Annotated in this window: 15 protein-coding genes and 1 pseudogene; 8 read left to right on the forward strand and 8 right to left on the reverse strand. The window is 61.5% G+C overall.

Annotation, left to right across the window (positions count from 1 at the left end; translation table 11 throughout):
- Positions 1–129: 129 nt before the first annotated feature.
- Together ccoG and mapR are read left to right on the forward strand one after the other, a co-directional pair.
- Positions 130–1,539, forward strand: a complete 1,410-nt coding sequence (gene ccoG / locus H3028_RS01970; RefSeq protein ID WP_181295374.1) for a cytochrome c oxidase accessory protein CcoG — start codon at positions 130–132, stop codon at positions 1,537–1,539.
- A gap of 48 nt (positions 1,540–1,587) precedes the next feature.
- Positions 1,588–2,997, forward strand: coding sequence for a GntR family transcriptional regulator MpaR (gene mapR, locus H3028_RS01975; protein ID WP_181295952.1), 1,410 nt, complete (start codon positions 1,588–1,590; stop codon positions 2,995–2,997).
- Positions 2,998–3,028: 31 nt separating this feature from the next.
- On the opposite strand, the gene H3028_RS01980 is transcribed toward mapR, so the two are convergent.
- The 5 genes from H3028_RS01980 to H3028_RS02000 form a co-directional block, all read right to left on the reverse strand.
- Positions 3,029–3,808 carry a PhzF family phenazine biosynthesis protein gene (locus H3028_RS01980; protein ID WP_309109522.1) on the reverse strand — a complete coding sequence of 260 codons (780 nt, stop codon included), beginning with the start codon at positions 3,806–3,808 and terminating at the stop codon, positions 3,029–3,031.
- A 136-nt stretch (positions 3,809–3,944) separates the two neighbouring features.
- Positions 3,945–7,070, reverse strand: a complete 3,126-nt coding sequence (locus tag H3028_RS01985) for a transglycosylase domain-containing protein (RefSeq protein WP_375154386.1) — start codon at positions 7,068–7,070, stop codon at positions 3,945–3,947.
- Between the two features lie 141 nt (positions 7,071–7,211).
- On the reverse strand, positions 7,212–7,961 hold the full coding sequence (locus H3028_RS01990; protein WP_181295376.1) for a Zn-dependent hydrolase: 750 nt from the start codon (positions 7,959–7,961) through the stop codon (positions 7,212–7,214).
- Positions 7,962–7,964: 3 nt separating this feature from the next.
- The gene (locus tag H3028_RS01995; protein WP_181295377.1) at positions 7,965–8,894 is read right to left on the reverse strand and encodes a pyridoxamine 5'-phosphate oxidase family protein; all 930 of its coding nucleotides are present in this window, start codon (positions 8,892–8,894) and stop codon (positions 7,965–7,967) included.
- 11 nt (positions 8,895–8,905) lie between these two features.
- Positions 8,906–9,505 (reverse strand): glutathione S-transferase family protein, encoded by a 600-nt coding sequence (locus H3028_RS02000; protein ID WP_181295378.1) that lies wholly within the window; start codon positions 9,503–9,505, stop codon positions 8,906–8,908.
- Positions 9,506–9,653: 148 nt separating this feature from the next.
- Between H3028_RS02000 and H3028_RS02005 the strand changes: the two genes are divergently transcribed.
- Positions 9,654–10,214, forward strand: a complete 561-nt coding sequence (locus tag H3028_RS02005; RefSeq protein ID WP_181295379.1) for a TetR/AcrR family transcriptional regulator — start codon at positions 9,654–9,656, stop codon at positions 10,212–10,214.
- Between the two features lie 20 nt (positions 10,215–10,234).
- Here H3028_RS02005 and H3028_RS02010 read toward each other — a convergent pair whose 3' ends face one another.
- Both H3028_RS02010 and H3028_RS02015 read right to left on the reverse strand, forming a co-directional pair.
- Entirely contained in the window at positions 10,235–13,309 is a 3,075-nt protein-coding gene (locus tag H3028_RS02010; protein WP_181295380.1) for an efflux RND transporter permease subunit, read from the reverse strand.
- A gap of 5 nt (positions 13,310–13,314) precedes the next feature.
- Positions 13,315–14,412 carry an efflux RND transporter periplasmic adaptor subunit gene (locus H3028_RS02015; RefSeq protein WP_181295381.1) on the reverse strand — a complete coding sequence of 366 codons (1,098 nt, stop codon included), beginning with the start codon at positions 14,410–14,412 and terminating at the stop codon, positions 13,315–13,317.
- 95 nt (positions 14,413–14,507) lie between these two features.
- Between H3028_RS02015 and H3028_RS02020 the strand changes: the two genes are divergently transcribed.
- Positions 14,508–15,152, forward strand: coding sequence for a TetR/AcrR family transcriptional regulator (locus H3028_RS02020; RefSeq protein WP_181295382.1), 645 nt, complete (start codon positions 14,508–14,510; stop codon positions 15,150–15,152).
- Between the two features lie 142 nt (positions 15,153–15,294).
- On the opposite strand, the gene dgt is transcribed toward H3028_RS02020, so the two are convergent.
- Positions 15,295–16,791, reverse strand: coding sequence for a dGTPase (gene dgt / locus H3028_RS02025; protein WP_181295383.1), 1,497 nt, complete (start codon positions 16,789–16,791; stop codon positions 15,295–15,297).
- A 124-nt stretch (positions 16,792–16,915) separates the two neighbouring features.
- Here dgt and H3028_RS02030 point away from each other — a divergent pair, with 124 nt between their 5' ends.
- The 4 genes and pseudogenes from H3028_RS02030 to H3028_RS21515 all read left to right on the forward strand — a co-directional run bounded on the left by H3028_RS02030 (position 16,916) and on the right by H3028_RS21515 (position 19,907).
- A complete protein-coding gene (locus H3028_RS02030) occupies positions 16,916–17,104 on the forward strand; it encodes a hypothetical protein (RefSeq protein WP_181295384.1) in 189 nt (62 codons plus the stop codon).
- A gap of 32 nt (positions 17,105–17,136) precedes the next feature.
- Positions 17,137–17,811 (forward strand): MOSC domain-containing protein, encoded by a 675-nt coding sequence (locus tag H3028_RS02035; protein WP_181295385.1) that lies wholly within the window; start codon positions 17,137–17,139, stop codon positions 17,809–17,811.
- A 266-nt stretch (positions 17,812–18,077) separates the two neighbouring features.
- Positions 18,078–19,052: pseudogene (locus H3028_RS21510) on the forward strand (methyl-accepting chemotaxis protein); the annotation flags it as partial.
- Positions 19,035–19,907, forward strand: coding sequence for a methyl-accepting chemotaxis protein (locus tag H3028_RS21515; protein ID WP_375154390.1), 873 nt, complete (start codon positions 19,035–19,037; stop codon positions 19,905–19,907). The pseudogene H3028_RS21510 and the gene H3028_RS21515, both read left to right, overlap by 18 nt.
- The last annotated feature ends 93 nt before the right edge of the window (positions 19,908–20,000 follow it).

Raw genomic sequence — 20,000 nt, forward strand, 5'->3', positions numbered from 1 at the left:
CACCAATCGGGCCCCGGAAACGCGCCGACGATAGATCTGATCCGTTTTTTTACGCCCTACCTGGGTCTGTTACGCATAGGACACCGATCCGATGATCTGCCCCGCCTGATAAGCCTGATGGGGCGTGATATGACCGAGCGAATTCCTGCGACGATCCTCAAGACCGTTGATTCAAGCAAACCAATACGCCTGACACCTGCACAGGCCGGAGGCCCAATCCACACCCGCAGTTTCGCCGGGCTGTTCCGCAATCTGCGACTGATCGGTGCCGGGCTACTGCTCCTGCTCTACTTCGGCACCCAGTGGTTGAATTGGGAGGGTCGCCAGGCTGTGCTCTGGGACCTGGGCAAACAGCAGTTTCATATCTTCGGCAGCACTTTCTGGCCGCAGGACTTCATCCTGCTGTCAGCGCTGCTGATCATCGCCGCCTTCGGCCTGTTCTTCATCACCGTCCTGGCCGGTCGCGTCTGGTGCGGCTACGCCTGCCCGCAGAGCATCTGGACCTGGCTCTTCATGTGGGCGGAAAAAACCACTGAAGGCGATCGCGGTCAGCGTATCAAGCTGGACGCCGCGCCCTGGTCATTGAGCAAACTGCTGCGTCGCAGCGCCAAACATACGTTGTGGCTGCTGGTGAGCCTCGCAACGGCGATCGCCTTCGTCGGCTACTTCACCCCGGTAAGGGAACTGATAGGCGACCTGCTCACGCTGAAACTGGGCTCGACCACCGGCTTCTGGTTGTTCTTTTTCACTGCCGCCACCTATATCAACGCCGGCTGGTTGCGCGAGCAGGTGTGCCTGCACATGTGCCCATACTCGCGCTTTCAGAGCGTGATGTTCGACGCCGACACCCTGGTCGTCTCCTACGATGCCACCCGTGGCGAAAGCCGTGGTGCGCGTCGCAAGGACAACGATCCGCGGTCGCAAGGCCTCGGCGATTGCATCGACTGCACACTATGTGTGCAGGTCTGCCCCACCGGCATCGACATCCGCGACGGCCTGCAGCTCGATTGCATCAGCTGTGGTGCCTGCATCGACATCTGCAACAGCGTGATGGACAAGATGGGCTACGCCCGCGGATTGGTGCGCTATACCTCCGAGCGCGCCCTGGAAGGGGGCAAGACCCGGCTGCTGCGTCCGCGCCTGATCGGCTACGCCGCGGCGCTGCTGATGATGGTGGGCGCCTTCGCCTGGGCGCTGGACGCCCGGCCGATGCTGTCGCTGGACGTGACCAGAGACCGCACGCTGTACCGCGAAAACATGCAGGGCCAGATCGAAAACATGTACAGCCTCAAGATCATCAACAAGACTCAGCAGCGCCGCGACTACATGATTACCCTTGGCGAGGGGCCGTTCGAACTGCATGGTCCGGGTGAGATCAGCCTGGCACCCGGCGAGATCGTCGACCTGCCGGTCAGCGTAGCGCTGGTCGAAAACAATGGCGCCTCCACCCGCGAGCTGCGCTTCGCGGTCAGCGACTCGAGCGACCCGGTAAGGCACGTGAGCGCGCCGAGCACCTTCATCTCCCCCAGGGTTCGGTAGGATGGGCGGCGAGCCGTCTTTGGTGGAACGCGAATGAGCCTGGACAAAATGAAGCGTTACGAGAAATTCGCTGAAGAAATCGCCGAGCTGATTCGCACCGGAGTCCTCGCACCGGGCGAAAAGATCCCTTCGGTGCGGCATGCCAGCCGCACCTATGGTGTCAGCCCGTCCACGGTCTTCCAGGCTTACTATCTGCTCGAAGACCATGGCCTGATTCAGGCCCGACCTCGTTCGGGCTATTTCGTCCGCAAACACGCCCAACGCCTGCTTCCAGAGCCCGAGATCGCTCGGCGCAGCGCTGAAACCACCGAGGTCGGCGTCAGCGAGCTGGTGTTCTCGGTGCTCGCCTCACTACGCGATCCGGACACCGTGCCCTTCGGCTCGGCCTTTCCCAGTCCGGAGCTGTTCCCGCTTCAGCGCCTCGCGCGCTCCATGGCGCAGAGCGTGCGCGACATGCCGGCTCGTCAAGTGATCGCCGAGATGACCGCCGGCAATCCAGACCTGCGCCGTCAGCTCGCATTGCGCTATATGGTCAGCGGCGTGATGCTGCCGATGGAAGAATTAGTGATCACAACCGGGGCCATGGAGGCGCTTAATCTCTGTCTGCAGGTGGTGACCGAGCCAGGTGATCTGGTCGCCATCGAGGCGCCAGCCTTCTATGCCACGCTACAGGTACTGGAACGCCTGAAGCTCAAGGCGGTGGAAATCCCGGTACATCCGCGCGACGGCATCGATCTGGAAACACTCGCAGAGAGCCTCGCCAGTCTGCCGATCAAAGCCTGCTGGTTCATGAGCAGCCTGCAGAATCCACTCGGTGCAAGCATGGGCGAGGTGAAGAAGCAGCAGCTCTACGATCTGCTGCGACAGCACCAGATACCGTTGATCGAGGATGACGTCTACGCCGAGCTCTACTTCACGCGAGAACCCCCCAAGCCGGTCAAAAGCCATGACCGCGACGGCCTGGTGATGCATTGCGGGTCATTCTCGAAAAGCCTCGCCCCAGGCTACCGGGTCGGCTGGGTCGCGGGCGGGCGCTACGCCGAGAAGATCAGCCGACTCAAGCTGATGACCACGATTTCACCTTCAGTGCCGGCCCAGGCGGCCATCGCCGATTACCTGCAGCATGGTGGCTACGATCGTCACCTGCGCAAGCTGCGTCACGCGCTGGAAATGCAGCAAAGCGCGATGCTCTCGTCCGCCGCGCGTCATTTCCCCGCCAGCACGCGCGTGACACGCCCCAGCGGTGGCTATTTCCTCTGGTTCGAGTTCCCCGAGCAGGTGGACTCGCTACAACTGCTCCAGCTCGCCCTTGCCCAAGGGATCAGCCTCGCACCCGGCCCGATCTTCTCGGCAACCCAGCGCTTCCGAAACTGTGCGCGGCTGAACCACGGCCATCCCTGGGATGAGCGCAGCGAGAAGGCCATGGAATTGCTTGGATGGATGATCAAATCGTTCTGAAACGACCGCAACAGTCAGCACCAGAGCGGCGCTAGATTTCGATCGTGCCTTGCAGGTACCGCACCGCATGCCCCGCAACGAAAACCCGCTCGCCTTCCACCCGGCAGTACAGCAGGCCGCTGCGACGCGAGGCCTGCAACGCGACCAGCGACGACTTGCCCAGGCGTTTGGCCCAGTAAGGCGCGAGGCCGGCATGGATCGATCCGGTGACAGGGTCCTCATCGCCGCCGTTGGCCGGCCAGAAGTACCGCGAGACGAAGTCCTGCTCGCGGCCCGGCGCGGTGATGACGACATCTAGAGGCGCCAGCGACTTGAGGGCCGCGAGGTCGGGCATCGATCGACGTACTTGATCCTCATCTTCGTACACAGCGAACCAAGCCTGGCCGTTTCTCAAGACCGCCCGAGGCACAACGCTCAACCCTTCGAGCAACGCCGCTGGTGGGTTCTCTACGCGTTCGGGTTCACGATTGGGGAAGTTCATCTCCAGCCGACCATCGTCCAGCTGCGCGACGCTGATATCGCCCACCGCCGCAGCCCGGAAGGTCAGTGGCGCGCTCGCCATTCCCTGATCGAGCAGAACGAAGGCACTGGCAAGCGTAGCGTGGCCACAAAAATCGATTTCCGTCAGTGGCGAAAACCAGCGGACATGAAAGGCTCCGTCCGGCTCACGGAGGAGGAAGGCGGTCTCCGACAGGTTGTTCTCCATGGCTACCGCCTGCATCTGCGCGTCGCTCAGCCAACGCTCCAGCGGCACCACGGCGGCGGAGTTACCCTTGAATCGCTCGTGGGTGAACGCGTCGATCTGGTGGATCGGTAATTTCATGCTCGCCATTCCTTTGCACGGCGCCCGCCACAGGCGCGCTGAACGAGCAGTCTCGCTGAGCGGCTGGCGGCCGACAATGTCTGGAATGAGATAACCGCCAGCGACGTACACACCGCTGACGGATTCAGGACCTCGAAGCCGTGCCGGCCGTAAGCGTGGGCTGAATCGGCCCCGCCAGCGGCTGGCACTGCGTCTGCGCGCCGACCTGCAGGTAGCGTTGAAGGATGGGTGCCATGCCCTTGAGGACCTGCACCGGCAGCGCTGAGGTGAAGCGAAAGCTATCTGCGCCGCGCCCCGGAACATAGGCGGTCAACGTGCCGAAGTGGTTCGGGCCAAGGTAGAAGACGAAGGTGGCGGTGCGGTTGAGTGCCAGCGAACTGATCAGCCGTCCACCGGCACCTATGGTCTGAATGCGGTTATCGCCGGTTCCGGTCTTGCCGCCAACCTGTAATGGCTCACCGTCAGTCTGCAGGAAACTTCCGCGCAGACGCCGCGCCGTGCCGTCTTCAACCACCTTGGCCAGCGCTTGGCGCAGGGCCGTGGCCACTTCGCTGTGCAGCACTCGAGCCCCCGCGTCCGGCCTGATGCCCAGTCGGGTCTCGTAAGGCGTTTCGCTGGCGAAATGCAGGCTATCGATGCGCACGCTGGGTAGTCGAATGCCGTCATTGACGATGATGCCCATCAATTCAGCCAGCGCAGCCGGACGGTCACCTGAGCTGCCGAGTGCGGTCGCCAGCGACGGCACCAGATGATCGAAGGGATAACCCAGGCGTTGCCAACGGCGATGGATGTCGGTGAACGCCTCCACCTCCAACATGATGCGGATACGGCTGTCGCGAGCGCTCTTGTGCCGGCTGCGGAACAGCCAGCCATAGACTTCCTGACGCTCAGCGGTGCTGGCGGCGATCACCTCGGAGATACCAGCCTCGGGATGCTTGGTCAGGTAACCCAGTAGCCACAGGTCGAGCGGATGAACGCGGGCGATATAGCCCTGGTCCGGCAGGCTGTAGGAACCCGGCGCGTAGCGGCTGTACAGCGAATCAAGCGCCTTGTCGCTGAGCTGGATCTCGGGCAGGTTCACCTTGAGAAAACGATCAAAGGTCGCCCGATCGGCGTCCGGCATCAGATAACGATGCACGGCGGCCAGCCGTGGCGGCGTCGGCCGCATACCATCCAGCAGCACTTCGATGCGTTGTTCGGCGGTCTTGCCACGGTACTTTTTCCAGAATCGCTGGATGAAAACGGAGCCTTCCCGGTCGGCGAAACGCCTCAGGTACTCACGCCGCTCCGGATTGTCGTCACTCTTCAACAACTCGGCACCGTTGGATGTCTGGTAGGTGCTGTAACTCACCAGATCGCGCATCAGCCGCACGAAAGGCAGATTGATCGACTCCTGCAAGGCTTCGCGCATGGTCGGCAGCCGGCCGTCGTCCTCACGGCTGAAGTTACCGAAACGATGCATACCGGCACCGGTAAAGAAACGCTCGTTCGGGCTGGCCGAGTAGCGCCGCTCCAGCGCCGCATCGAGCATTGCCGGTAGGTTGCGGTCCTCGTTCTGGATCAGATAACCCAATGCCCAGCGCGTCAGGGGATCGACTGCCTCAGCCTTGCGCAATTCACTGACGTCGCGCTGTGCATAACGGTCATGTAGCTCGGCGATAACTTCGAGATAGGTGGTCAACACACGCAGCTTGGCCGTGGAGCCCAGCTCCAGCTTACTGCCTTCATTGATGTCGAACGGCTGATTGGTATTGTCCGTCTGCACGCGCACGCGGAATCCCTGCTCGCCACGCTCGAACAACGTGAAGCTGTAACGGACGTCTGCGGTGCGCTCCGGAGACAGCATGCGCTCGCCGAACAAGCCGACTTCACCGGCAAACTCCGGATTCGCCAGGCGATGTAGGTACTCACTGACTTGCGTCTGCAATTCACCATGCAACGGCGTCGTCGCGGCCAGATCGAGGCGATCCAGCTGATACAGCGACACGCCAAGCAGGCTGCTCAGGCGCATGCGAGCGGCTGTGATGCCTTTGCTCGACGGTACTTCGCGAATACCCGATTCGACACGCAGGTTGCGGAACACGACCTTCTGTTGCAACGCGGCATTGCGCAACCGGGTGCCAATCACGCCCCCATTGGCCAGTAGGCGGATATGGCTGTCGGTCAGTTGCGCCATATCCTCGCGCCCCGCCCCTAGGTAGTAGGACGGTCGACGTTGGGCGATCAGCAGCGAAAGCACCTGACGCAGCGCCAGACCTTGAGCTTCATAGCTGGTGCCGGCGTTCCGACGTGAATCGAGCAGGCGGTTGACCTCAGCGAAGTCGGCGCCGAACCAGAGGCGCAACCCATCGGCGATTCCATGCACCTCGCCATGACCATAAGCGGCCGAGAGCGGCACGCTGTTGAGATAGTCGCGGACGATGCGTTTGCGCGTGGACAATGTCTGCTGACCTTCGCGGTAGGTGCGCACGCTCGCGGAAATCATCTGCCGAATCTTTTCTTCCGCGCTTCCGGTTCGCCCCTCAGGGGAGTGGCGATACTTCTCCACCTGGGTTGCGAGCGTGCTACCCCCGGCGGCCTGGACCGGCAGACCCAGCTTCTTTTCCACCTGGCTCACCGCCGCCATGGTGAAACGTGGCCAATCCACGGCCGGGTTGGCGCGGGGGCGCTCCGCGTTTAGCAGACCACGGTCCTCGATGAACAACAGGCTCATCGCAATGACAGGCGGCACGTCGTCGAAGGTTTCGTAGTACTGGTGCGGGTAGCTGTTGGCGTACAGGGGTTCACCACGACAATCATCGATGGTCAGCCCGGCCTGGGACTTCTCCGGATAAGGTACGAAAAAGCCGTGGCTGACGTACCGCTGCAGGGCCGGCGAAAAGCGCACCTGCTGCTGAATATCGAACCCACGTTCGGTCAGCCGCTCGAGAAATGTCGGCAATGCTGCGTAGCCAAGACGCCGGTCGAAGGGCCCGGCCTCCGGAAACTTAATACTGGTACTGGCACCTGATTCGACCTGATAGTCGAGGTTCTCCGCGTAACGGCTCAGCCAGAGCGCCTGCAGCTTCGATGTGTGCATCTCATGCCAGGCGGCATAGCCTCCGCCCGCCAGCAATGAGACGCCCAGCAACACGCCCATGCGGCGCGCCAGACGACTACCGTGAGAGGGTGTTCTACCCGGCTTGCTGGTGGATGGCACGCGCTTGCTGCCACCTGCCCGGGATGTATCGGTCCGCCATACTGCGCCCATCTTTTCCGGCCTGGCTTTCTAAGGAAATCACAGGCTTAAGCTTAGCTGGAGGCGCTTCGTTCAGCGTGCGCAAGCAGACGAACGGAAAGGCTCAAACTAGCGGGTTGAAGGCGAAACGATCAGGACCGGCAACCGCTCGATTCACTCGATCCAGCGCGGATAAAAACCGAGTTGCGCCTGCAATTGGATGTCTTGCATCTGCTCGACCTCGACAGGCAGTGGCTTCGGGTCACTTTCAGTGGCCGCGGCGTCTCCCCGGAAAAAGAAACGTCGACCATCATCCAGGGTCAGAAACAGGCCCAGAGCACCGTGCCCAGGCAGTTTTACCAGCACCAGCCGTTCGTCGCCGACCAGGTCGAGGCTCTCCCGGAACCCGTAGAACGAGCGCCGTTCGAAGCGCAGCGCCTGCCATCTGACGCCATGGGCGAATTGCGCCGGAAGGACCGCAGGAGGCGTCGCGTTGTGTGCGTAGTCGATACTCTCTGGACTGGCCAGAACCGGCACCTCGGCAAAATCGGCCAGCCCGGAGGCGTACTCCCAGCGGGCGCACCCCAATACGACCCGGTCGATCACAAGGCCGTCGCGATCAAGTTGGTCACGAACCGGCTGCACGGTTCCGTAGCGCTTTTCGCGCCATGGGATTTCGCTGTCCAGCTGCGCATCGATCTGCCGCCCCAGGCCCGTACCGAACAGTAGCCGGCGGCCCCGATGCTCGATCAGCACAGCGATGTGATTGATCGGTGGCGGTTGGACCCAGCCGCCATCACGCCAGGCAAACTCACCACTGGACAGGGTTTGCCCGGTACGGACCAGGCTGAACCGCAGTTCCGCTGCCTCCACGCTAGAGGCTAACAGCACCAGAGACATTGCAATCATCCTCAAGCGGCGCATGGCTTACGCTCCTACTCTGGGAAGAAACGGCGAGTTGTGCGGCGCTGCGAATGCCAGGGACAGACGTGAACGCCGCAGAACCCAACGACCCGGCGTCAGCGCGAGCATTCGCTCGGCGCCAGCCGGCGCGGTAATGCCCAATGCGGCGTACTGCTCGGGCCAGACCAGCTCCGCCAGCGCCTCTATCTGGAGTAGATCGCCGCTGGCGAAATCGACGAACAGCAGCCCGCAACGCGGCTCACGAACCAGGTTGCCAAGGGTGTTGAACAACCGATTGCCACTGTAATCCGGCACCCAGAGGCGGCCGTCCCGGCCGGCTTCGACGAAACCCACCGGGCCGCCACGGTGGGATATATCGACGCCTCCGCCCTGCGGATCCGGGCTGTGACTGGCGATGAACAGCGTGTCGGCAATCTGCAGCAGCGCCCGCAATTCATCGTCCAGCCCATCGCCTTTGAGCATGGGCCCTGGCTGACGGGCGGCTGGCCGGCAATCTCGCGCCTGGATGTACTTCGGGCAGTTGCCGAATGACTGCACCACCGCAACACTGAAGCCCTGGGCATCGCTTTCCACGATCCGCCCGTTCATCCGGTTGCGCCGGCGGGTCGGCCACTCCAGCCCCAGCAAACCGACCATGGCGCTCGGGCGTAACAATGGCGCAATCGGATCGTCAGCCTGCGCGCTGGCACCGACGCAAAGCAGCTCAGGGTGTGGCGACCAAGCGAACCCGGACGTCCCCCAAAGCACCGATGCATGAGGCTGCCCTTCACTGTCCACCGCCGCGACCAGCAGTGCAGGCAACTGAGCGAAGAATTCGCGATGCTGATCGGGCATGAACGAGCGGATCACCCGGCTGCCGATCTGCTCGGCTTTTTCACGCACGCCGGCACGGCTCTGCACCCATTGCTCACCGGCATGGAAGGGATTGCTCATGACCGCCGCTCCTATTCCAGGCCCGGCATGTCGATGTAACCCGGCAGCTCGCGAATGCGTGAACACCACGCCCGTACTGCCGGGTAAGGCGCCAGATCGATACCACCTTCTGGGGCCAATGCGGCGTAGGGATATACGGCGACGTCGGCGATGGTTGGCGTCTTGGTTTCAGCCAGCCAGGTGTGTTCGACGAGCTGCTGCTCGAGCAATTGCATGGCGGCCAGCGCACGGTCTGACGTCAACGCTTCGTCGATCGGCCGGCCGAACAAGCGCCCCACTCGAGCCGTGGCCGGGCCATGGTGCATCTCGTTGGCGGCGAAACTCAGCCAACCAACGATGCCTGCCTGCGTCTGTGCATCCGACGCAAACCAGGCCTCATCGGCATAACGCCGCGCCAGATAGATAAGAATGGCCTGCGAGTCGATGACCCGCACATCCCCATCCTCAAGCACCGGCACTTGCCCGCGAGGATTGATCGCAAGAAACGGCGGTTGCTTGTGCTCACCCTTCAGTAGATTCACCGGCACCACCTCAGCCGCTTGGCCGATCAGGCTGAGAAACAGGCGCGCCTTGTAGCAGTTACCGGACAGGGTCAGATCGTAGAGTTTCATCGTGTCGCTCCTTTAAGGATGGGGTTGGGTGAGGCACGACTGGATAATAGACAGACCTGTCTGTACACTGCAAGCGCAATTTATCGCTGAGATGGCGATTGGTGGGAACAGAATCGCTCCCGCATAATGGCCGTCTGAGGAGACCTACATGGCAACGAATAAGCGCGATCTGCTGCTCAGCACTGCCGAGCGGCTGTTCTACACAGAGGGCTATCACGCCACGGGCATCGATCGGATTCTCAGCGAATCCGGCGTGGCTAAGATGACGCTGTACAAACACTTCAGATCCAAGGAAGAGCTGATTCTGGCGGTACTGGACGCTCGACAGCAGCCAATGCTCGAGCGCCTACGCGAGGCGCGCGACAAGCTGCCACCACGCAAGGCGCTGCTCGGCGTTTTCGAAGGATTGAACAACATGATCCACAGCCCCAGCGCGTTCTGTGGCTGCCTGTTCATCAATGCCGCCGCCGAATATCACGACCGCGATCACCCGATTCATCAGCGTTCGGCTACTTACAAGGCACAATTTCAGACCCACCTACGCGAACTGCTCGAAGCGCTCGACGCACCGCAGCCAGCGCAACTTGCACGGCAATTGCAATTTCTGATCGAGGGTGCGCTGAGCATGGCGCACATCGAGGGGCCTGCCGATCAGGCGCTGCTGGCCAAGGCGGCGGCTGACAAATTGCTGCAAGCCGCCGGCATCTGAGAGATACCGGCGATGTGCCCTTATGCTGCGCGCTCTTCCTTCACCCGGAACCAGGCTGCATAAAGCGCCGGCAGGAACAACAGCGTCAATGCAGTCGCGACGATCAGGCCACCCATGATCGCCACCGCCATCGGTCCGAAGAACACGCTACGCGACAGTGGAATCATCGCCAGCACCGAAGCCAGGGCGGTCAGCACGATCGGCCGGAAGCGACGTACCGTAGCGTCGATGATGGCGTTGAAACGATCCTGCCCGGCGCCGATATCCTGCTCGATCTGGTCCACCAGAATCACCGAGTTGCGCATGATCATCCCTGATAGCGCGATGGTGCCGAGCATCGCGACGAAACCGAACGGCTTGCCGAACAACAGCAGGAACAGCGCAACGCCAATCAGTCCCAGCGGCGCGGTAAGAAACACCATGGCCGAGCGAGAGAAGCTCTTGAGTTGAAGCATTAGCAGGCTGACCACGACGATGACGAACAGCGGCATACCGGCATTCACCGAGGCCTGCCCCCGGCTGGAGTCCTCCACAGTCCCGCCGACTTCCAGCAGATAGCCACTGGGCAGGGCATCACGAATCTCGCTCAGCGTCGGCTCGATCTGCAGCACCAGCGAAGCCGGCTGCTGATCACCATAGATGTCGGCACGCACCGTCACGGTTGGCAGGCGATTGCGGTGCCAGATCACGCCCTCCTCGAAGCCGTACTCCAGGGTGGCAACCTGCGACAACGGCACGCTGCGGCCGCTGGCGGTGGGAATCGCCAGGCTCGGTAGCATCGACAGCATCTCCCGCTCGCGGGCGGTGCCGCGTAGCAGGATCTCGATCAGCTCGTTGTCCTCACGGAACTGGCCGGCGGTGGTGCCGGTAAAAGTGCGCTTGAGGAAATTGGACAATTCGACCGTGCTCACCCCGAGAGCACGTGCGCGGTCCTGATCGACGTTCAGCCAGACGGCCTTGCTCGGTTCCTGCCAGTCGAGATGTACGTTGGCTACGTAGGGGTTTTCACGCACCTTCGCCGCCACTTGACGCGCCAGCGTACGTACGACATCGATGTGCTCGCCGGTCACGCGGAACTGCACCGGATAGCCCACTGGCGGGCCATTTTCCAGCCGACTGACGCGCCCACGCAGTGTTGGAAAGTCATCTCTCAGCCGTTCGATCAGCCAGCTGCGCAGGGCTTCGCGCTCCTCGATGTTGTTGGCCAGCACCACGATCTGGGCGAAACTGGTGGCAGGCAGCTGCTGATCCAGCGGTAGATAGAAACGCGGCGAACCGCTGCCGACATAGGCAACGTAATTGTCGATGCCGGCGCGCTTCTCGAGCATTTTCTCGAGGCGGTGCACCTCGGCTTCAGTGGCCTTGAGTGACACGCCTTCGGCCAGCTTCAGGTCGACCATCAGCTCCAGGCGACCTGAGGCCGGAAAGAACTGCTGCGGGACGATACGGAACAGTCCGATCGCGCCGACGAAGAGCAGCAGCGTCAGCACGATCACCGTCTTGCGCCGGTGCACACACCAACGAATCACGCGGCGCACGCGCTGGTAGAACGGGGTCGAATAAGGGTCGTGGCCTTGGTCGCTACCGCCGTGCTTCAGCGCGTGACGCTTGGCCAGATCCGGCAGCAATTTCTCGCCCAGCAGAGGAACGAACACGACCGCCGCGATCCAGGAGGCCACCAGCGCGATGGTCACCACCTGGAAGATCGAACGGGTGTACTCGCCGGTGCTCGATTGCGCAGTGGCGATCGGCAAAAAACCGGCAGCGGTAATGAGCGTACCGGTGAGCATTGGAAAGGCGGTACTGGTCCAGGCGTAACTGGCCGCTTTGAGCCGATCGAAGCCCTGCTCCATCTTGATCGCCATCATCTCCACCGCGATGATCGCGTCATCTACCATCAGCCCGAGCGCCAGCACCAGCGCGCCCAGCGAGATCTTGTGCAGGCCGATGTCGAGGTAGTGCATGGTCGCGAAGGTCATCGCCAAGACCAACGGAATCGACAAGGCGACCACCAGTCCAGTGCGCACACCGAGCGAGAAGAAGCTCACCAGCAACACGATTGCCAGTGCCTCGATCAGCACCCTCACGAATTCACCGACACTGTTTTTCACTGCCGCGGGCTGATCGGAGACCTTGCGCAACTCCATGCCAGCCGGCAGCTCCTGCTGCAGCCGGGCGAACTCGCCTTGCAGCGCCTCCCCCAGCATGAGGATGTCTCCGCCGGCCTTCATCGACACCGCCAGACCAATCGCCGGTTCACCCATGAAGCGCATGCGCGGCGCCGGCGGATCGTTGAAGCCACGATAGACGTCCGCGACGTCGCCAATACGGAAGGTGCTGCCGGCAACTCGGATGGGGAAGTCGCGAATCTCCTTGACCGTCTCGAAGCTGCCGGTGACGCGCAATTGCACGCGATCGCTGGCGGTTTCGACGAAGCCGGCGGACATCACCGTGTTCTGCGCCTCGAGAGCCTGCTTGACCGCGTCAAGCGGCACGCCCAGATTCGCCAGTTTGACATTGGATAGTTCGATCCAGATTTTTTCGTCCTGTAGGCCGATCAGCTCGACCTTGCCAACGTTCTTGACCCGCTGCAGCTGCAACTGGATGCGGTCGGCGTAATCTTTGAGCACCGCGTAATCGAAGCCTTGCCCGGTCAAGGCGTAGATGTTGCCGAAGGTGGTACCGAATTCGTCATTGAAGAACGGTCCCTGGATGCCTGCCGGCAATGTGTGGCGAATGTCGCTGATCTTCTTGCGAATCTGATACCAGAGATCGGGAATCTGTTCGGAGCGCATCGAATCGCGCGCCATGAAGGTCACGTTCGATTCGCCCGGCCGCGAGAAGGAGACGATGCGCTCGTATTCGCCGGTTTCCATCAGCTTCTTTTCGATGCGTTCGGTGACCTGCCGGGAGACTTCCTCGGCGGTCGCGCCGGGCCACTGAGTCTGAATGACCATAGCCTTGAAGGTAAACGGTGGATCCTCACTCTGACCAAGCTTGCTGTACGAAAGCGCACCCACCACTGCCATCAGCAGCATCAGATAAAGAACGATCTGCCGGTTGCCCAGCGCCCAGGCGGAGAGATTGAAGCGCATCTCGATTACTCCTGAGCTGCTAGCACAACCGGACGGTTGTCACGATCGACCGCCCTCACCGGCTGGTTCTCGTGGAGCATCTGCACGCCGGCCAGCACGACCCAGTCATCGGCTTGCAAGCCGTTGAGGATGGGCACCAGTGTTTCGCCAAAGGCACCGGTTTGCACGGTAACGCGCTCCAACGTGGAATCAACCTTCACGCGCCAGACGTAGGCATTGCCCTGCTCAGCGGTGACAGCGGAAAGCGGCACGGCCAGGGGCACCTCGCCGTTGCTGCGGATCGACACCAGCGCGCTCTGACCCAGCTCGGCAGGCACATCGGTATCGGCGAATGCGACACGCGCCGAATAGGTGCGCGACTGCGGATCGGCAGCCGGCGACAGCTCGCGAATGTGGCCGGGATACTGCTTGCCCGGATGGGACCAGATTTCTACCGAGACCTTTTGGCCTACCGAATAGCGGCCCAGCGCCTGTTCCGGCAAGTTGATCGCCACCTCGCGTTCACCATCGGCGGCCAACACAAATGCGGTCTGGCCGGCGGCAACCACCTGCCCCACCTCGACTCGGCGCTGGGCGATCACCCCTTCGTGAGTGGCGCGCAGAATGGCATAGTCGACCTGGTTGTTCGCCACATCGAACTCCGCGCGCGCTTGCTTCAGACGCGCCTGGGCCGAGCGGAAGGCGTTTTCAGAGGAATCGAACTGCGAACGGCTGACCAGTTGCCGATCCATCAGCGTCTTGTAACGCTCATGCTCGGCCCGGGCGACCCGCAGGTTGGCTTCGGCAGCCGTCACCTGGGCACGGATACCCTCGAGCTGTAGCCGCACATCCTGGGGGTCGAGCTTGGCCAACGGTTGATCCTTGCTTACCCGCTCGCCAGCTTCGACCATGCGCTCAGTTACCTTCCCGCCGATTCGGAACGCCAGTTCGGGTTCGTAACGCGCGTGCACCTCTCCCGGATAGCTCTCGAACGCCTCGCTGGCCGGCTGCGGCTGAACGACCATCACGGGCCTATCCGAAACCTGCGCGGGCTCGCCATTGCCGCAGCCGGCAAGCAGGGCGAGACCTATGACACCGAAGAAAGCTAGGGCATGTCGGAACACGTTCGAATCTCTCTCTGTCGCAGGAAGGGTTCTAATACTTATACTGCGCGGTATAGTAAAAATACCGAACTCACCAGTCTAGTATTAAAACGCACATGGCAAAGAACCCACCCGCATCCTCTGGCCCAGGCCGTCCGAAGGATCCCGCCAAGCGCGAAGCCATCCTGATGGCCGCTCAGGTGCTGTTTCTCAACAATGGTTACGAAGGCAGCAGCATGGATGCCATCGCGGCCGAAGCTGGTGTCTCGAAGCTCACGCTGTATAGCCACTTCAAGGACAAGGAGGCGCTGTTCGGCGAGGCGGTGAAGACCACTTGCGAAACACGACTGCCACGCAAGCTGTTCGTGCTCGAAGATGGTTGCTCGATCAGGGAGGCGCTGCTCGACGTCGGTCATGCGTTCCAGGCGCTGGTCAACAGTCCGGAGTCCATCGGTTTGCACCGCGTCATGGTGGCCATGGCGACGCAGAATCCCGCGCTGTCACGCATGTTCTTCGATGCCGGTCCGCAGCGCTTACTGTTGGATCTGGAACAACTGATCGTCCAGGCGAACCAGCGCGGCATGCTGCGTGCGGACGAACCCATGCGCGCGGCAGAGCACTTCTGCTCGTTGATCAAGGGCGCTGCGCATTTCCGCTTGCTGATCGGCTACGCAGAGCTACCCGATTTCGAAGAATCGGCCAGACACGTGCAGGACTGCATCGTTCTCTTCATGCGCGCCTATGGCACCTCGACACCGTGACGGACTGAGCCAGGACGAGTTCGACTCGATCAACGATCGCACCGCATGCGACATCAAAGAGCCAATTGCGCGCAGGCAGACCTCGACGGCACCTGCGCTGCAAGCGAAACAGCGCGCTGTAGAAAAGCGCCCGGAAATTCGACTACAGCGCCGACAAGGTGCGGAACTCGTCCTGGGCCAGCTGATCAGTCATGCCGCTGACGAAGTCCTGCAGCATTCGGCAACGGTAATAGAACTCCCACAGCGGCCAGTCGGGCGTGCCCTCAGCGTGCCCTTTCATCGCCTCGTGGTAGGCCTTGATCAGCTGGCTAGGCAACCGCCGGGCAAGCATCTGCAGGTGTGGCTCGCTGCGACAGCCCCCTTCGGTCAAGGCCTGGAACGTCGCCGGAGCCACGCGCAGCAGCGGTGCGTAGGTGTCCAGCAATCCCTGGAGGATTCGGTATCCCTGCAGCTGCAACGTTTCCACTTCGCGATGGCAGAAGACTCGGTCCATCGCCACGTCCTTGAATGTTTGCACGATGGCGTTGGGTAGGCTGGCATCTTCGAGCAGTGCCCGGTCCAGGGTGCCGTGATACACCGCCTCGATGTTTTCGATGAACTGCTGCGCCGCGTGCTGCACCAGCGGGTGGACCAGATTCACCCGCAACCAAATGAAGAACTCGCCAACCTTGTTGATCGGTTCTTTCTCTGCACGCGATTCGGCATAGTCAACCATGCTGCGAAAGCTGCGGCCGGCTGCCGCAATCGGCTCGTCTGGCGAGCCGTGCTCGGCAAACTTGGCCAGCAACAATTGCGACAGCTGCTCGATAGTGAAGATACCCTTCTCCACCGAATCCTCGATATCCGCCAGGCAATAGGCGATGTCGTCCGCCGCCTCCATGATGTAGGCAACCGGATGGCGGGTACCGGGTTGCAGGTCCAACGCCTTTCGCAGGTCGGTGACGAAAGGTTCTTCGGACAGATAGAAGCCCGGTTTCTTATGCAGGTAGGCGCCAGCCGTGCCCTTTGCCGGCTTCGGCGCGTAGGCAGCACGGACATACTTGAGCAGGCCCGCTGTCTGGGTATAGGTCAGGTTCAGCCGCAATAGGTTGACCACCAGACGAATAGCCTGGGCGTTGCCTTCAAATTGCTTGAGATCGGCCAGCATACGGTTGCGTAGCGCTGCATCGCCCTGTCCTGCCGGTACGGCGGCCTCGAACAAGGCCTCCAGTTTGCCGCCGAACCATTCACCGATGGCGAACTCGCCAAAATGGCCGAAGGGGGGATTGCCGATGTCATGCATCAAGCAGGTCATCTCGACCAGGCTCTCCAGCGCGCCCTCGAGCCCATCAAGCCCATACTCGCCAGCCTTGTTGCCGAGCTGCTTGTATAGCGTGCGAACGATGAAACGACCGGTCTGCTGCACTTCCAGCGAGTGGGTCAAACGGCTGCGCACCGCCGCATTGCGCTCCAGTGGAAACACCTGAGTCTTCTGCTGCAGCCGACGCACGGCAGCGGAGTGGATGATGCGGCCACGGTCGCTTTCGAGCTGATCGATGACGAGTGGCAGGTCGCCCTCGGACGCCTTCAGCCCAGCCTCCACACGACCATAGGGCCGCTGACGGGAGATCTTGTCCTTGAAATTGACAGGCCGGGGCATGAATCGCGCTCGCTGGTGAAAAGAACCGCGAGCCTAGCGCGGCCCGCCGGCTTTACCAAGACCGCCGTACGCCACGTCGGACTCTGTGGACTAGAATTGGCCGCCCAACCATGAGTGAAGCACCATGAACCGGTCCGAATATCACCAACAACATGCCGAGCGAGCGACTGCCGAAGCACGACGGCTACTCGAACAGCAATCGGCACTGGGCGCGCGCTGGCTGGCCTGGGTCGCCGCAGAGCTGTATCAGCTCAGCCCGCCGGAATACGCCGCGATGGTTCGCCGCGAGCTGGCCCACCTCAATGAACGTTGAAGCTCCAGCGCTTTTCGCAGCAGGTATACACCATGCAGTGGCCGGTTGAAGGTCCCTTTCTGCGCAACCAGTTGTCACGCCTGCCTGGCACTGAAAAACCTTCGGCTATCGACAAGCGGCTCGCACGGATACCGGTCTGGCTCGATATCGAAGGTCTGCATGGTGACCGGGTTGCAGATCGTCGGTTTCACGGCGGACCGGATCGCAGCCTCTGCCACTACCCAGCCGAACACTACGTTCATTGGCGCAGCCTGTATCCGCACCGGCCGTTCGGTCCGGCCGCCTTCGGTGAGAATATCTCCACGCTGGGCATTGACGAACATCAGGTGTGCATCGGCGATCGCTTCCGCTGGGGCGAAGCATTGATCGAAGTGAGCCAGCCGCGCTCGCCGTGCGCCAATCTTGACCGATGCCACGATGCGCGCGGCCTCGCACGACAGCTGGCAAGAAGCGGCAGGACCGGCTGGCTATACCGCACTCTCGAATCCGGCAAGATCGCCATCGGCGCCGCGCTGTGCCTGGTCGAGCGCCCCTACCCGACCATCAACGTAGCGCATCTCTGGCACAGCTACATCGATGACGCCACCGCGAACAGTGAACTGGCCCGGCTCGCTGAGCTTGAGCCATTGGCATTTGAATACCGCAAGCGCTTCCGCCAGCGCCTCGATGCGAAGCGCAACCGTCGAGACCAGGGCACTCTGTTCTGACCTGTCGGCGGTGACAGCCCTCGTACCGCCTGGCCATCAAGCAATACGCGAAAAACAATACTCCTGGGCGGAACATTCCAAGTCATCTGACAACCTCCTAAAGAATTAGCCAATTGCGCCGATGAGATCCTACAACCAACATCGACTTTCCCTTACCGGCCCAAGGCATAACAATGAAAAATCTTCAGGTCCGCCACAAGTTGGCTTTAGGCTTCGCCTCCGTCCTGCTGCTGACCATATGCGTCGCCGCTATCGGCGTGTTCAGCATGGATGCGCTCATCTCCCGCAGCGACAAGGCACAAACGGCAGAAAGTCTTCTCAACGAAGCCAACGAGATCCGCTACGCGCAGGTACGCTTCGAGGAACGAGGCGATGCCAAATATGTCAGCCAGGTTGATAACGCGGTGGCAAACATCATCCGGATCGTTGAGCAGCGGAAGTCCAGCTTTTCCGAACCGCGGGACCGTAGCGATATGGAAGCTATCGCCAACGAAGCGCTCAGCTACCAGAGCGCATTCCGGAAACTGGTGGCTCTGCGCGAGCGGAAGAAACAGACCCGCGCCAACTGGGTCAACACCGGTAATGCCACCGATAAGCTGATTGGCGATCTGGAACTTCGCTGGAACGGCGTACCGGGCAATCCCGTGCTGCACCAGAGCAGCGACATTGCCAATATCGCTCTGCTGACAACGGTGCTCTCCAAACAGAACCGCCTGCTGCGCTATACCGTCCGCGGCTATTTGATGGATGAATCCAAGGAAAGCTTGCAGGCGCTCAACCAGCAGTTCGATAACCTAAATGCAGCCATCGAGCCGCTGGAAAGGGAGCTGATCGGTCCACAGGCCGAGAGCCTGAAGGTTCTCAAGACCAGCGCGAATGAATACGTCGAACTGGTGAAAAAACTGCCGCCAATCGTCGACGCGCAGCAGCAGGCTCGCTTGGCCATGGAGGCGATCTTCAGCAAGTTGTACGGTCATGCTCAAGGCATCATCGCCGGTCAGACGGAAAAGCGTACGAACGACGCCCGGACGACGAAACTACAAGTCGTCGGCATCACCCTGCTTGCGATCGTACTCGGCGTGATGGTCAGCGCTCTGATGGTTCGCCAGATCACCCTTCCACTCGATCAGGCCGTACGCCTCGCCGAGCGTATCGGCGCCGGTGACATGACCGGGCAAGAAGCCGGAAAACGCACTGATGAGTTCGGCCGACTGCTCAAGGCGATGGACAGCACACGCCGCAATCTACAACAGCTGATCGGCCATATCGGTGGCATCACTACCCAATTGGCAACTGCCTCCGACGAGCTGTCAACCGTTACCGAACAGACCAGCGCTGGCGTCAACAGGCAGCGACAGGAAACCGATCAGGTCGCCACGGCCATGCATGAAATGACTGCCACAGTGCAGGAAGTAGCGCGCAATGCCGAAGACGCATCGGGCGCAGCCAAACGCGCGGATGAGCAAGCAACCAAAGGTAACGCCGTGGTGCGACGCGCATTGGCGCAGATCGACCGCCTCTCTGGCGAGGTCAACTCATCGGCCGAGGCCATGACCCAACTGAACCAAGAGACCGATGGCATCAGCACCGTGCTCACCGTCATCAACGGTATCGCTGAACAAACCAATTTGTTGGCGCTCAATGCGGCCATCGAAGCCGCGCGAGCCGGTGAAGCGGGCCGAGGTTTTGCCGTGGTAGCGGACGAGGTGCGCAGCTTGGCGCAACGCACGCAGCAATCGACTGCGCAGATCGAGGAACTCATCGGCAACCTGCAGAAGGGAGCACGCAACGCCTCAGGCATGATGAACAGTAGCAGCGGCCTTGCCATTGAGACCGTCGTGTTGGCTCGGGACGTCGAGCAGGAGCTACAGGCGATCACTGAGACGGTGTCGATCATCCAGGCGATGAACCTGCAGATTGCCACCGCCGCAGAGCAGCAGAGTTCAGTTGCTGAAGAAATCAATCGCAGCGTGCTCAGCGTGCGTGACGTTGCCGACCAGTCTGCCGAAGCGGCCCGGGAGACCGCCACGTCCACCGCCGAGTTGGCTCGCCTGGGCAACGAACTTCAAATGCTGATCAGCCGGTTCAGGGTGTGACGGCACCCGCTCCGCAGGGCTTGGCCGCGGCGTAAAGTGGTGCTATCCAGCCCCGACAATCAGGCGTAGTCTCAACGACGTCCTATCTCGAAT

Source organism: Pseudomonas sp. Q2-TVG4-2 (genome assembly GCF_013620795.1).
Classification (GTDB): domain Bacteria; phylum Pseudomonadota; class Gammaproteobacteria; order Pseudomonadales; family Pseudomonadaceae; genus Stutzerimonas.